Below are 14,726 nucleotides of genomic sequence, written 5' to 3'. Positions count from 1 at the left end.
TACCGTCATTGCATCTATAAGAACAGTTAACGACAACTTCCGGAAGTTCATAGTCCGCAAGAGCCTCCACATTATCCAACAACAATTGAGCTTGAGAGCTGAGTGCAGCTTGTCTATTTTGGGCAGTATAGAATCCATAACCGCCTACGCCTACCATCAAGGTAACAATGAGCGTTAAAACATACTTTTTCATATCAATTCGTTTTTTGTTGATTAAACCTTACGTCTATTTTTTCGCATCTATCCTTTCAAAGGTACCCGGCAACGTATGCCGTACAAAAATACATCAGATAATTTTAGCACACCATCCTTTCTTTTTTAGGGTTGGCATACCCGGCTCCCTCCGCAGCAACGGACAAAAGCCGGGCATCCTTCACCCATAGATTGTCATTACGCTGGTTACATCCGCATAAATATATTCTCCGGGACCATTGCCTGCATGTCCAATCTGACGTATGAAATTACCGTTTCTATCAAACTCGTAACATGCCGGAATCTTTCTGTCCACCACATAAATCTTGTCTTTATAAGGAAGTACCTTGGTCAGACGCATCACCAGGCAACTGTCGTTATGGTCTTCTAAAGGTACAACCTCTATGCGAGAGAACAACTCTTTTATGCTCGGAGTGCTTTCCCTCAAATCGACTTTCAAAACAGGGCAATCGGAGGTATCCGTTGATGGCTGGCACGAATAGAATAAGAAGCCGCAGAATAGAGCGGCGACACATTGGAAAAGAGTTTGGTTCTTCATTGTTATCAGTCGTTATTAGGTATCGCAAAGAAAATAGTTCAAACCTTATATGAATGGTTGTTTATTCCAACATTCCTCTTACATGAAACACCAGTGGCGACTTCGCCACATTGCCGTACAACAGCACAATCTTGTCAAAAGCACCCCGCTGGTTGTATTCAAACCCGATGCGCAGGGCAAGACTGTCCCCCGGCAGGATGGGATGCTGGTCGTACTCCACTTCCGTGCAGCCGCAGGATGCCTGCACATCGTATGCCACCAGCGGACCGCTACCCGTGTTATGGATATAAACGGTAGTGTCCCGCCGTTCACCGACTTTGAAAGTGCCTAACCGAATATCCTGGAAGGAAACGGATGCTTCTGTCTGGTTAATGTTCTCCTGTTTCAAAGCCGGAGCAAGGATGCGCAGGTAGAGCCCCTTGACCTGGGGGCTATAGACCGGGTTGCCCACGGCCACCACCTTGTTGTCCTTATCCAACAGGAAGGTCTGCAGCTGCAGTTCGGAGGAAAAGTGGTTCAGCTTGTTCAGCGCATCCTCGCGGTCAAAGCAGACAGGATAGGCGAAACTGTCCCGCTTCATCTGCACTTTCACATCGCGCACATTGTCCGGATGGAAGAAAAACAAGAACTGCACATCCATCTCTGCTACTTCATGAAAATATTCTACCAGTTTCTTCCAACCAGCCAGATTAAGCTTGCAACTGCCACAGCCGATGGAATCCAAGTAGGTCAATATCTTGTAAGTGGAATCGGATACCTGGAAATCTGCCTCTTCATCTCCTCGCACGGTGGTAAAACGGATATCCTCCGGGAAAAGGATTTCTTTCCCCTGCCAGGCTTCCAACTGGGCTTGGATAGTATCGCGGGCAGACTTATTTCCCGAACAGGAGAACAATTGGGTGCAAGCGAGCGCCAACAATAGAAATAAGATGGGTTGCTTCATGGCTATTTAAAGTATAATCGTAATAAACAGGGGTTGGATTCCTCGTCCAACTTCGTCAATTTGGCATATTCATCTTCCGGCAATACCTCTTTCATCAGGTCAAAGTCCTCGTATTTGAGCAGGCATAGCATATATTCGTCAGTCATCGCTAATGGAGAGATGGAGAAACCTTCTTTCACTTTGTCAAAGACAAACGAATAGCCGGTCTGCTTGTCATAGAAGATGTCATACAATAAATTACCGTAACTTTTTGTCAATCGGACATAATAATAACGCTCATTCTGATATTGAGTGTCAAAACTATAAGGTAATGTACCATTTTCCAAATATTCTCCAACCAATTTATCACTATGGCTTTCATCTTCATTTTCTATATTTCTCAACACACTTGGCGACAGATTATTTTCACCAAAATCCCATTGATAAACTGCCTGCAGCGTATCAGCGGACAATTCATAAACATCAGGAGAATAACCTGTAGAGAAATATGTGTTTCCTGCGTAGCTATAAAAGACACTTAAAAGCATCCAATTGAACTGTTCAGGCTGATGCCAATAGCCTTTTACAAGATTCCCGTCAAAGTCAAATAAGTTTATAGCCGACTGGTCTTTTGTGGCTGCTCCGTTCCATAAAGCATATTTGCCATCCGAGGTCAGGGCAAAAGAATGGCACGCCATGAGATCCTGCATCTTCACTTTCCGAAGGAACTTCCCGGTCATGTCATATACATACAAAAAACCGAAACATTCCATCAATACAATCTCTTGTCTGGCTTCGTCTATCAGGCAGTCATCTGCATGGATATATTCTCCGGGACCATTGCCTGTCTTTCCTATTGGGCGTATGAAGTTACCGTTTTTATCAAACTCGTAACAAGCCGGAATTTTTCTATCCAACACATAAATCTTGTCTTTATAGGGAAATACCTTACTCAGCCGCATCACCAGACAACTGTCGTTATGGTCTTCTAAAGGTACGACCTCTATGCGCGAGAACAAGTCATGCACACTTGGAGTGTTTGGTTTCAGCTCTACTTTCAATACTTGGCAAGCAGGTGTGTCCGTTGCCGATGGCTGGCACGAATAGAATAAGAAGCCACATAAAAGGACAATGGCAAGCAGAGAAAAAAATTTTTTATTCATTGTTATCAGTTTTAAGATAGGCATGTATTTATATCAAACAATACTCCAACATGCCTATCTATTTATTCATGTTATGAATCGGTAAAATTCCCATTCCTTTATATCAAACGATTTTCTCACCTATAAAGGTTAGGAAGGGCACTGACAATAATCATTAGAGTTTCCGGACCATTCACAATCTAGTAGGTTCGTGCTCCTTTTCCAGCATTGTCCTCTACCGTCATTGCATCTATAAGAACAGTTAACGACAACTTCCGGAAGTTCATAGTCCGCAAGAGCCTCCACATTATCCAACAACAATTGAGCTTGAGAGCTGAGTGCAGCTTGTCTATTTTGGGCAGTATAGAATCCATAACCGCCTACGCCTACCATCAAGGTAACAATGAGCGTTAAAACATACTTTTTCATATCAATTCGTTTTTTATTGATTAAACCTTACGTTTAGTTTTTCGCATCTATCCTTTCAAAGGTATCCGGCAACGTATGCCGTATAAAAATACATCAGATAATTTTAGCACACCATCCTTCCTTTTTTAGGGTTGGCATACCCGGCTTCCTCCGCAACAACGGACAAAAGCCGGGCATCCTTCATCCATAGATTGTCATTACGTTTGTTACTTTGCTACAAGGAGAACGATCCTTCATAAACCGCATCCTCTGTTTCTATCCGCAGGATATATTCCCCCGCCTGGCAGCCGGACAAATCAATATCCATCATTGACTGACAGGCATATTCCATTGCGTACACCACTTCGCCAGTGCTGGCATTTGCCACATAAATGCTGGCATAAGGCACCGCCTCGGCAAAAGACACTTGGATGCAGGAACCGTTCAAGGTAGCTTCCGGCTCTCCTGCATAAAAAGAACGAGTAGGAGGCACTCCTGTCAATACATCCAAGTCAATTTTCGGTGTCTCGTTCTCTGTGGTTGTGTCAGAAGTCTTTTCATTCTCACCCCAAGCGTTGGATAAGCCCAATAGGGAAAAGCACAAAACAGCAATTATACCTTTCATAACTTTATGAATTTATGGTTTGAATTTGTATCGCAAAAATACCGACATTTTACATAACTCCTTGTTGTATTTTTGTTGTATTTATGTTGTATTTTCGTTGTATTTTTGTTGCAAAACAGTTGTAATCCATTTATTTTCAAATCAATGTTGCCGCAAAGCAGTTGTGTCCTGGCATCGGTTCACCAGTTCTTCCTTGGTTAAGAAGGTCGCCCCCATTTTGTCTTTAAGCAGAGTCCTCCGCATGCGATAAACACTGGTCCTTTCCCTGCCAATCAGAACACCGACCTGCTCGTCCGAGAAATCCAGCATATACAAATAACAACAGAAAAGATCCCGGATAGTAAGAGCGGGATATTTCCGGCATAAAGCTTCTTGATGGCCCGGAAGCAACGCCTCCGCTTCCTGCAGGAATTCCTGCCATTGCCGGCTATCCCGCACCGGACTGTATTCTCCCGTTTTTTCATGCTGGTCCAATAGAAACATCCAGCGGCCATACGTTCCAGCCTGCCGTACCTTGGCGGCAAAAGCAGCAAAATCCCAAGGTTCCTGTCGGTCTGCCTCCATCCCTCCTTCCCAATCATCGGGATGTAACGAAGGAAGACCCGGCTCTTCCGACTCCTTGATTGCCATCTTTGAGGCATGACGGCGGTGCAACCTCCAAACAAGGGCAACAAGAACCAACCCCAACAACCCGCCTAACGTATAATATAATGTGGATTTCATTTGGGCAGCATGCTGGCTCCATATCTGTTGAAACTCCACTTCTTTGGCCGCGACGGCCACCTGTTTCTCCTGACGTTGTTTATCTTGCATCTGCCAGTCGCGGTCTTTTTCATCCCGCCAATGCATCACCTGCTTGAAATCCGCTTTCCTTTCCGAAAGCTCAATCAACAGGTCGTATGCATTGAGCCGGATTTCATCATTACCGGCAGATAAGGCTTCCTGCAGACAAATTGCGGCAGAATCATACTGCGATAAGCCGATATATGAGTTGGCCAATAACAAATTGGCCCTTGCGTAATTGGCAGAATCTGCCACCCTCCTGTATTCTTGCGCCACTTCCCATGCTTTCTCATCCTGCCCGGCGTAATTATATAAGGCATATAGCGACACATATGCCAGGTGCAGGCAACCCGGCGAGTGCAACAGGCGTGCCATCCCGGCACCCTGCCCGATCAGCCTTTCTGCTTCCGCATAATGGTCCTTCCCCAAAGCCAAAGCCTGCCCTCCCCTGCGCAGCAACGCTTCCGCCAGCCTCAGGCTGTCTCCTGTCTGCAGCGCCAGCACTTCTATCTCCCGGTATAAGGAATCTGCCCGCTCCGGCATGCCTTGGTTCAGGCAGATATAGGCCAGGTTGTTGTAAATCTGTCCCAGCGTGCGGTTGTCCCCCGCCCGGCGGGCCAGGTGCGCAGCCTCATGATAGGCTTTATAGGCATCACCGTAGTTTTTCCCCTCGCTGTAGGTGCATCCCAAGGCATAGCAGGCGCGTGCCTGCAAGGCAGTGTTGCCTTGAGTGGCATAATGGGAGGCAAGCGCCAGCAGCAGGGAGTCGCCCTCCAATGGAAGATAGTTCTTATACTTTGCCTGCGCCAGCAGCAGGGCATAATACATCCGGTCGTCCGGGTCTGTCAAATCTCGGAGCGGCATCACCTGCAGCAGGTGCAAGGCACTGTCCGGTTGCGCTTCCAGCAGCGAATCGGCACGTGCCAACCACAGGCGGGTGTGCGATTCTCCACCGATGCAGGCAGAGAGAAACAGCCAGGAAATCATCCAAAGAATCATGTGTTTGTACATATCTGTCGGTTGTTTATCATGGATTTCTCTACAAAAGTCGGGAAAAAAAAGGGGAAAGCCAAATTTACCGCCTTACAATTTATAGTAAGCAAATGTGCAAAATTAAGTAATCAATCAGAATTAGTTTATACTATCATGGAGAATGAGGTGTCTGTCATTCTGAGCGAAGCCCGTAGGGCGTAGTCGAAGAATCTCATGACATGCACTATCCAAGGGAATCGTGTCTTTCGGGAGATGTTTCGACTTCGCTGCGCTCCGCTCAACAAGACAGATACACATCATATAAACTAAATATCAACAACTACTTAAATGATACCAAGTAAACACACAGAGACACAAAGCTCCGTAACTTTCTGTCGGAAAATGACAAGCCCTGCACAGAAAACAGCCAAGCGCTAAGCAACCCGCTTCCAAGCGCTAAGCAGCAGGCTCGCAGTATATAAGAACCAGTCTGCTGGTTATCAAACCAATACCATAGGATTGTAAAATGCCATTTTAGAAACCTCAAGTTAAGGTTTAGCCGCATAACTCTAAGGTTTAGCCGCGTAACTCTAAGGTTTACGTTACGCAGCCAGGGCGGCACAGCTTATCTGCCATTGTTTGGCTTTTTTCCCTCGAATCCGTTGGCTTATCCAAGCTTTCTGCGTAACTTCGCAAGCGAAATGTTATAAAAGTATTCCTACATGTTACATACCAGACAAGAACAGATGGAAGCTTTCGGACGCTTCCTCGACATCCTCGACGAACTGCGCGAGAAATGCCCCTGGGACCGCAAACAGACCAACGAAAGCCTGCGCCCCAACACCATAGAAGAGACTTACGAACTTTGTGACGCCCTGATGCGCGATGACAAGACGGATATATGCAAGGAACTGGGCGATGTGTTGCTGCACGTGGCTTTCTATGCCAAGATAGGCAGCGAAACGGGCGACTTTGACATCAAGGATGTGTGCGACCGCCTTTGCGAGAAACTCATCTACCGGCATCCGCACGTTTTTGGAGACGCCAAGGCAGAAACGGCCGGACAGGTGGCCGAGAACTGGGAACAATTGAAGCTGAAGGAAAAAGGAGGAAACAAGACCGTACTGAGCGGTGTGCCTGCCGCCCTGCCTTCGCTCATCAAGGCCTACCGCATCCAGGACAAGGCGCGCAACGTGGGGTTCGACTGGGAAGAACGCGAACAAGTATGGGACAAGGTGAAGGAGGAAATCCGGGAATTCCAGGACGAAGTGACCCGCCTGGACAAGGACAAAGCCGAGGCGGAATTCGGCGATGTCTTGTTCAGCCTTATCAACGCCGCCCGACTGTATAAAATCAATCCAGACAATGCACTGGAGCGCACCAACCAGAAGTTTATCCACCGCTTCAACTATCTGGAAGCGCACACCCTCAAAGAAGGGAAAAACCTGCAGGAGATGACGCTGGAAGAGATGGATAAGATTTGGGAAGAAGCCAAGAAGTTGGAGAAGTAGGCTTGTCTTACCGCCCGTTCTTAATCAGATTCATAAACTCTTCGCGCGTCTTGGCCTGATTGAATCCGCCTGAGAAATCGGAAGTGGTGGTGATGGCATTCTGCTTCTCTACGCCACGCATCTGCATGCACATGTGCTTGGCCTCCACAACCACCATCACTCCCAACGGATTCAGCGTCTCTTGGATGCATTCCTTGATTTGCAGTGTCATGCGTTCCTGCACTTGCAGGCGGTGCGAGAAAATGTCTACTACGCGGGCAATCTTGCTGAGCCCTGTGATATAGCCGTTGGGGATGTATGCCACGTGTGCCTTGCCGTAAAAGGGCAACATGTGATGCTCGCAAAGAGAAAAGAAATCAATGTCTTTCACAATAACCATCTGGTTATAGTCTTCCTTAAACTTGGCCGAACGCAACACTTCGTGCGGGTCCATGGCATAGCCTCCTGTCAGCGTCAGCATGGCTTTGGCCACTCTCTCCGGGGTCTTCAGCAGCCCTTCGCGGGAAGGGTCTTCGCCCAACAGAGTGAGTATGCGGTGGTAATGTTCTTTCAGTTCGTCCAGATAAGGTGATGTGATAACTTCTTTTCCTAACATGATACAAAATGATTAAGAGGGATAGATTAAGTAACTAAATTAAACTCATGTCAACGTAGTGCAACAGGCTTTCCCTTATTTGTCCGGGCGGTAACGGCATGGCTGGCCACAAGGCATTCTTCTCCATGCCGGAAAGGGAACGCTTTCCGATAAACTACGCTTACTGCTGTACATAGATATATTAAAGCGGAATGTTGATTTGTTCCCGCACAATGGATACCGCCTTAAAATCGCCAACGGCACGCAACTGGCGCATCACAGCATCGGCCTCTTCGATGGTGCTGAAATCGCCCGCGCGGCACAGCCAACGAGGAGGATTGAAAGTGGTGTAGACCGGAAGGTCGGGAAACAGGGTTTTCAGCCGCGTGGCCACCGCATGGGCTTCGTTCTTGGCGGCACGGGTATTGTTGCCGGCATATACTTGGATGCGGTAACCTGCTTTCTTAATCACACGCGAACCGTCAACACCCACAGGCACGGCATCCGAACCCACCAGCGCGGCAATGCGGGCATCTTGGTGGATGGTCACCTTACCCTGTCCGGGCACATCGCGCTGCAGGCTATTCAGAATGCCCTTGTCCTGAGCCGAGGCGCAGCACACAGACAAAAGACCGGCTGCCAGAAATAACAGTAGCTTCTTCATACGCAAAACAGGTAAGTCATTGTTGAAAATAGGTTTATATCAAAACGCCGGGCCGCAAAAGGCACTGGACCGGCGGCTTCACCACTTCGGGAAACAAGCAAAACAAAAGAATGAAGAACGAGCCATAAAGTCCCGGCAAAACCGTTCTTCATCTTTCATTCTTCATTCTTCTTTTGCCTCAGAATCAGTTAAAAGCGTCGATGATGCCCTTGAAGTCAGCAGCTTTCAGCGCAGCGCCACCAATCAGTCCACCGTCCACGTCGGGATTGGCGAAGAGTTCCTTGGCGTTAGAAGGCTTGCAGCTTCCACCGTAGAGGATAGAGCAGTTCTCGGCCACTTCCTGACCATACTTCGCAGCTACCTGAGAGCGGATGAAAGCATGGATTTCCTGTGCCTGCTCGGGGGTAGCAGTCTTGCCGGTGCCGATAGCCCATACAGGTTCGTAAGCCAGGATAATCTTGGAGAAGTCTTCGGCAGAGAGAGAGAATACAGAAGCCAACTGAGCAGCTACCACTTCGTTCTGCTTGCCAGCTTCACGCTCTTCCAGCACTTCACCGATGCAGAAGATAGGAGTCAAACCGTGAGCCAAAGCCAGTTTAACCTTCTCTTCCAGGATTTCAACTGTTTCGTGGTAGTAAGCACGACGCTCAGAGTGACCCAGGATGACATACTTGGCACCCGTAGAAGCAACCATAGCGGCAGAAACTTCGCCTGTATAAGCACCCGATTCCTTGTCGGCGCAGTTTTCAGCACCTACGCCAATCTTGGCAGGATCTACCAGCGGAGTAACCGAAGCCAAGTGGATGAAGGGCGTGCAGATGATGACGTCACAATTGGGCTTCTCGCCAGCCAACATTTCATTCAGTTCTTTTGCCAGAGCAATACCCTCTTGGAGAGTCTTGTTCATTTTCCAGTTTCCTGCTACAATGTTCTTTCTCATAATTGTTTATTATTAAAGGGTTAATGAATGTTTTCTTCTTTTTCGAACGACAGCTGCTCCCTGGCCTTACGCCGTGCCCGCCGCTTCACCACCAGCACATCCAGTGCGATGACTGCCAGCAAAGGCAAGATAAACCAAAGCAAGACATAGCCCATGGTACGCCCATCGCTCACAGGTTTCTGGCGACCTAAAGGCAACTTATCAAGGCTGTCGGTCAACACATATTCATCGGGCAGACGGTTATCGCTCCATTTATTCAAGATGGTGCCTCCTTTCAGCAACAACAGGCCCGGATTAGAGCGGATAATGGTCTTCAGCGTAATATCATCCATGATACCGAAAGGATATTCGCCGCCCGTGCGGTCACTCCACAACTCGATGGCATCGCGCGGTGAAGAAGTCAGGGCATAGAAAGCATAGCCATGCTCGACACTATAGTCGTATATCTCATTGATGAGGTCGATATTTCCGTCATCTGCCTCCTCCACCCGGTGCATCACCAGCAAGAAGACATAATTTGAATCGGACAGAATCCGGTCGGTCAGGCTCTCATCCGTGTTCAGGTCTGCGATATAGAAGTCTTTGACCGGAGGTTCATATCCCTGTTCCACCAATACCGAACGCACTTCGACAAATACCCACGTGCTGTCTTCATAAGGATAGTTTTCGGTGGTAAATTCTTTTTGCTTTCCGTCTTTCTCCAACACAAAACGCGCCTCGAACACACTGGGCTTGGCCCCTTCGGGGATTTCCATGGCCTGCGGTATATTCACCCCGATTTTGTAGGGACGGAAGTCGAAGATGGGCAGATAGGCCAAGCAATAGAAAGAAAGCACAAAGATGAACAGAAAGCTGTACATAGACACCATCCACTCCAATTTGGAGGTTACAAAGCGCACCACCTGCTTTCTCCATCTGAATACCACCATGGCGGCAGCCAACAGCACCACGTTCTTGCCAAACGTCTGCCAGTTGGTCAACACCCAGGCATCGCCAAAACAGCCGCAATCGGGCACCGGATTGAACAGGGCCAGGTAGAACGTCAGCGGAGTCATGAACGCCATCATCAGCAAAGCCGTGAACGATGACATTCCGCGCCGTATGCCGAAAAAGAGAAAGATACCCACACAGAACTCGATGGATGACAAACCGATGCCCGACAATAAGATGAGGATAGGATGTAACCATTCGCCTATGCCGAAAGCCTCCAGATAGTCTTGGATTTTATAGAAGAACCCCAGCGGGTCCACTGCCTTGACAAAACCGGAGAAGATGAAGGTAGCTCCCAACACGAAACGGCACAGATTCACTGTCACCTTTTGCACGATATGTCTGTTATCAGTCTCCAAACTCTATCTTAATCAAAGCAAATACAGAATAGTTTATCATATCCATGTAGTTGGCATCCACCCCTTCGGATACCAGCGTCTCGCCGGCCAACGACTCAATCTGCTTAGTGCGGTAGATTTTCATCAGTATCAGGTCGGTGTACGAACTGATGCGCATACTGCGCCAGGCCTCATCATAATCATGATTCTTGGCCAGCATCAGCTCCAAGGAAGCTTTGGCATACTTGTCATAAAGGGCCAGCGCCTCATCGTTGGAAATATCCGCCTTTTCGGCATAGCCCAGTTCCAGCTGAATCAGCCCGATGATGCCATAGTTGACAATGGCCATAAACTCGGAGCGGACACCTTCATTCACCAGTGCCACCCCTTTGGTCTCGATGCTGCGTATGCGGTTGGCCTTGATGAAAAGCTGATCGGTCACAGAAACCGGACGCAGTATGCGCCACGCCGGTCCGTAATCGTGCAGCTTCTTGGCAAACAAATCGCGGCAAACGGCAATAGCATGTTCAAATTGTTGCTTCGTATCGTTCATAATCCTTGGCAAATCTCGTGCAAAGGTAGGAAAATATAGGGAAAAAGGAAAGAGGGCACTCTAAATTATATTAAAGTACCCTCTTCCTGCGTATGATTGTCTACGTTTTTTTATGAGCAACGCAATACTTGTCCGGGGCGCAAGATGGTGCGCGTGGTAATACGGTTCAGCTTGCAGAGCTGGCGCACACTCGTGCCTTGCCGGCGGGCAATCTTTTCCAGCGTATCGCCTTTCTTGACCTTGTAGAAGAGTCCCTTGGGCGAAGTGGTATTTTTAGAATCGGACTTCGACTTATGGAACGTATAAGTATCTGCCACAATATCCTGTTTCTCGAAATCAAACATCAACGCAGGGTTCAACGGTGTGCCCAGGAAGCGGGTTTCGAAGTGCAGGTGCGAACCCGTAGAGCGTCCCGTGTTGCCTCCCAACGCTATAGGTTCGCCAGCTTTCACCAGTTGGTCTTCTTCCACCAATTGTTTGGACAAATGTCCGTAGACGGTTTCCAGACCATTGTCGTGTCGAATCACCACATATTTGCCATATCCGCGGCGTCCTTGATTTTTCACGATACGGACTTTTCCATCGAAAGCCGCACGAATCGTATCGCCGACATAGACCTTGATGTCAAGTCCGTAATGTCCTCTGCGACGACGAGGACGGTAACCGAAAACATCTGTGATTTTAGTGTGTTCCGTAGGCATGCAAAAACCTGTGAGGTCGAAAGTATATGAATCGGGGACGATGGCGTCTTTGTAACCTACTGTTTCGTTGTTCCAGGAGGGATAAATATCGAAAGCGGGATAAAGCGACTGTTCTACGCGGATTTGTTTCTGAAGGGCCAGGGAGTCTACACTCTTGAGCTTCCGGTCTATAGGGGCCTGGCGGGCGATGAGGTCTTGCGAAAAAGCGTTCAAACTACATACCGCCATCGCAGCCAAGCAGAATGTTTTAATTAAAGGCAATTTCATTACGTTCAGTTATTCATTTATGATGTCTAAACACCGAGTTCTTGATTGTATTTTTTAAAATTCTCCCAAAGATAATACTTCTTGTTGAAACAGCGAATCGGTTCTTAACCATTTTTTAATCAAATTCCCTAACAGATGCAATGAAAATAAAGATAAACTCCTATAACACAACGATATAATAGGAAATATGTTTTACAACACATTTCATCTTTTTGCCAGAAATTCCTGCCAGGACAATTTTCCGGAAAGACACCGGAAGAACTTCGGAGGAACGAAGAAAAGACGGGTATGTTGGCTGCCTGTAGGCAACATTGATGGTAGTACGGACATATTTTCCTGCCAGACAGCCCGTTATTTCCAAGCTATATGCAGGCGGCTGCCAAGCCTTTGGCAGGTTGCTGCCAAGCCTTTGGAAATTTGCTTCTCCGCGCTTGAAAAGATTTGTTACCGGCAAGAGCATGGAAAAGTCGGTCCGGTGGACGGGCATTCAACTGATGGCTGCCCAGTTGACATTAGTTTTGCGCAAGGCTTTAAGGCGACGCCACAGAATTTCGTTTTCAGGCATCGTGCCTTCGGGATCAGCGTCTATCACCTTCTGGGCCACTTCACGCACATACTGCAAAAGTTGGCCGTCGCGGGCAATGTCGGCTATTTTCAAGTCAAAAGCGATACCGCTTTGCTGGGTGCCCTCCAAATCGCCGGGACCACGCAACTTGAGGTCTGCCTCAGCAATCTCGAAGCCGTCGTTGGTGCGCACCATAATTTCCAGCCGCTTGCGGGTATCTTCCGCCAACTTATAGCCGGTCACCAAAATACAATAAGACTGATCGGCGCCACGTCCCACCCTGCCCCTTAACTGATGCAATTGGGAGAGGCCGAAACGCTCCGCATTCTCAATGACCATCACCGAAGCGTTGGGCACATTGACGCCCACCTCTATCACCGTAGTCGCCACCATAATTTGTGCAGTTCCCGACACGAAGAGCTGCATTTGGGCATCCTTATCGGCGGGCTTCATCTGACCGTGCACTTTGCACACCTTACAATCGGGAAAGGCAGCACAAATGCGTTCATAGCCTTCCTCCACGTTTTTCAAATCCACTTTCTCGCTCTCCTTCACCAATGGATAGACGATGTACACCTGACGCCCCTCGTCTATCTGCTTGCGGATGGAGCGATACAGGCTTTCACGATGATTGTCGAACTGATGGATGGTAGCTATGGGCTTGCGGCCGGGTGGAAGTTCATCGATGACAGACACATCCAAATCGCCATAGAGCGTCATGGCCAATGTGCGGGGAATGGGTGTGGCAGTCATCACCAGCACATGAGGTGGCCGTTCGTTCTTGGCCCAGAGGCGCGAACGTTGTGCCACACCAAAACGGTGCTGCTCATCAATCACAGCCAACCCCAGCGAAGCAAAATGCACGGTGTCTTCTATCAGCGCATGGGTCCCTATCAGGATATGCACCTCGCCAGCCAACAAACCGGCAAGGATAGCCTCCCGCCGTTTGCCTTTGACAGAACCGGTCAGCAACTCTACCCGAATATCCATACCTTGCAGGAAATGACAGATGGTATCATAATGCTGGTTAGCCAAGATTTCGGTAGGCGCCATGAGGCAAGCCTGATAGCCATTGTCCAAGGCAATCAGCATACTCATCAGGGCCACCAACGTCTTGCCGCTTCCCACGTCGCCCTGCAGCAGGCGGTTCATCTGACGCCCGGAGCCTAAGTCGCGACGAATTTCTTTTAGTACACGCTTTTGGGCATTTGTCAATTCAAAAGGAAGATGTTGGGAATAGAAGGTATTGAATATCTCGCCCACCTTTCCAAAGACATATCCCCGATAACGCCATTGCCGGTCGCGGGCGTAGCGCAGGATGTTGAGCTGCACATAAAACAACTCCTCAAACTTCAGTCTGTATTGGGCCTTGCGCAGCAAGTCGGCATTGGCAGGGAAATGAATGTTACGCAGGGCATCGGTAATGGGCATCAAATGGTTCTCTGCCAAGATGGCGGGCGACAGTGTCTCGGGCAACGGTTCTGAAATCTGAGCCAAAAGGGTAGCCATCATCTGCTCTATGGCGCGCGAGTTCAGGAAGCTGCGCTTCATCCGTTCCGTCGTATTGTAATAAGGCTGCATGCCCATGGTCGAAAGTTTCAGCTCTGACACCTCGTCAATATCCGGATGAGCTATATTGAAACGCCCGTTGAAAGGAGCCGGCTTGCCAAAGACAATGTACTCCTTGTGCACCTTATATTTACCCACCACATATTTAATTCCTTGAAACCACACCAGATCCACGATGCCTGTACCGTCCGAGAAATGGGCTATCAGCCGCCGTCCACGTCCCTCACCGGTCAGCTCCGTGCCCAGGATTTCTCCCTTCAGCTGGATATAAGGCATCGAACCGTCTATCTCACGAATGGTATAGATACGGCTTCGGTCAACGTACTTATAAGGATAATAACAAAGCAGGTCGTACATGGAGTAGATGCCCAATTCCTTGTTGAGCAAGGCAGCCCGTTGCGGCCCTACCCCCGTCAGATATTTTATATCACTCGTGGAAAGGTCGAACATG

Annotated in this window: 14 protein-coding genes; 1 reads left to right on the top strand and 13 read right to left on the bottom strand. The window is 48.4% G+C overall.

Translation table 11 applies throughout. The features are described 5' to 3' along the window. The 6 genes from B5F34_RS17370 to B5F34_RS11610 all read right to left on the bottom strand — a co-directional run. A partial coding sequence (locus B5F34_RS17370; protein WP_239448931.1) for an NVEALA domain-containing protein occupies nt 1-193 on the bottom strand: 193 nt, incomplete at its 3' end. A gap of 180 nt (nt 194-373) precedes the next feature. Then, nucleotides 374-751, bottom strand: coding sequence for a 6-bladed beta-propeller (locus B5F34_RS11635; protein ID WP_087339121.1), 378 nt, complete (start codon nt 749-751; stop codon nt 374-376). Between the two features lie 61 nt (nt 752-812). Further along, a complete protein-coding gene (locus tag B5F34_RS11630) occupies nt 813-1,694 on the bottom strand; it encodes a DUF1573 domain-containing protein (protein ID WP_087339118.1) in 882 nt (293 codons plus the stop codon). A 2-nt stretch (nt 1,695-1,696) separates the two neighbouring features. Continuing rightward, nucleotides 1,697-2,734 (bottom strand): 6-bladed beta-propeller, encoded by a 1,038-nt coding sequence (locus tag B5F34_RS11625; RefSeq protein WP_239448930.1) that lies wholly within the window; start codon nt 2,732-2,734, stop codon nt 1,697-1,699. Between the two features lie 724 nt (nt 2,735-3,458). Continuing rightward, nucleotides 3,459-3,848: a DUF3244 domain-containing protein gene (locus B5F34_RS11615; RefSeq protein WP_087339109.1), complete on the bottom strand. Its 390-nt coding sequence runs from the start codon at nt 3,846-3,848 to the stop codon at nt 3,459-3,461. A 141-nt stretch (nt 3,849-3,989) separates the two neighbouring features. Next, a complete protein-coding gene (locus tag B5F34_RS11610) occupies nt 3,990-5,642 on the bottom strand; it encodes a hypothetical protein (protein ID WP_087339107.1) in 1,653 nt (550 codons plus the stop codon). A 683-nt stretch (nt 5,643-6,325) separates the two neighbouring features. Between B5F34_RS11610 and mazG the strand changes: the two genes are divergently transcribed. Further along, nucleotides 6,326-7,114, top strand: a complete 789-nt coding sequence (gene mazG, locus B5F34_RS11605; RefSeq protein WP_087339104.1) for a nucleoside triphosphate pyrophosphohydrolase — start codon at nt 6,326-6,328, stop codon at nt 7,112-7,114. Between the two features lie 7 nt (nt 7,115-7,121). On the opposite strand, the gene folE is transcribed toward mazG, so the two are convergent. From folE to recG, 7 genes are all read right to left on the bottom strand, one after another. Next, a complete protein-coding gene (folE, locus tag B5F34_RS11600) occupies nt 7,122-7,709 on the bottom strand; it encodes a GTP cyclohydrolase I FolE (RefSeq protein WP_087339101.1) in 588 nt (195 codons plus the stop codon). 181 nt (nt 7,710-7,890) lie between these two features. Then, nucleotides 7,891-8,352, bottom strand: a complete 462-nt coding sequence (locus tag B5F34_RS11595; RefSeq protein ID WP_087339097.1) for an SPOR domain-containing protein — start codon at nt 8,350-8,352, stop codon at nt 7,891-7,893. A 184-nt stretch (nt 8,353-8,536) separates the two neighbouring features. Next, on the bottom strand, nt 8,537-9,292 hold the full coding sequence (gene tpiA / locus B5F34_RS11590; protein WP_087339095.1) for a triose-phosphate isomerase: 756 nt from the start codon (nt 9,290-9,292) through the stop codon (nt 8,537-8,539). A gap of 20 nt (nt 9,293-9,312) precedes the next feature. Continuing rightward, the gene (locus B5F34_RS11585) at nt 9,313-10,641 is read right to left on the bottom strand and encodes a BT_3928 family protein (protein WP_087339092.1); all 1,329 of its coding nucleotides are present in this window, start codon (nt 10,639-10,641) and stop codon (nt 9,313-9,315) included. Continuing rightward, a complete protein-coding gene (locus tag B5F34_RS11580) occupies nt 10,631-11,173 on the bottom strand; it encodes a DUF1599 domain-containing protein (RefSeq protein WP_087339089.1) in 543 nt (180 codons plus the stop codon). Before B5F34_RS11580 ends, B5F34_RS11585 begins: the two co-directional genes overlap by 11 nt. Before the next feature lie 110 nt (nt 11,174-11,283). Next, on the bottom strand, nt 11,284-12,141 hold the full coding sequence (locus B5F34_RS11575; RefSeq protein WP_087339086.1) for a M23 family metallopeptidase: 858 nt from the start codon (nt 12,139-12,141) through the stop codon (nt 11,284-11,286). A 487-nt stretch (nt 12,142-12,628) separates the two neighbouring features. Then, on the bottom strand, nt 12,629-14,725 hold the full coding sequence (gene recG / locus B5F34_RS11565) for an ATP-dependent DNA helicase RecG (protein WP_087339079.1): 2,097 nt from the start codon (nt 14,723-14,725) through the stop codon (nt 12,629-12,631). Between the last annotated feature and the right edge of the window lies 1 nt (nt 14,726).

The organism is Mediterranea sp. An20 (genome assembly GCF_002160055.1).
GTDB classification, from domain to species: domain Bacteria; phylum Bacteroidota; class Bacteroidia; order Bacteroidales; family Bacteroidaceae; genus Bacteroides; species Bacteroides avicola.
The sequence above is the reverse complement of the archived record's forward strand: the minus strand, read 5'-3'. Positions and strand labels throughout refer to the sequence as shown.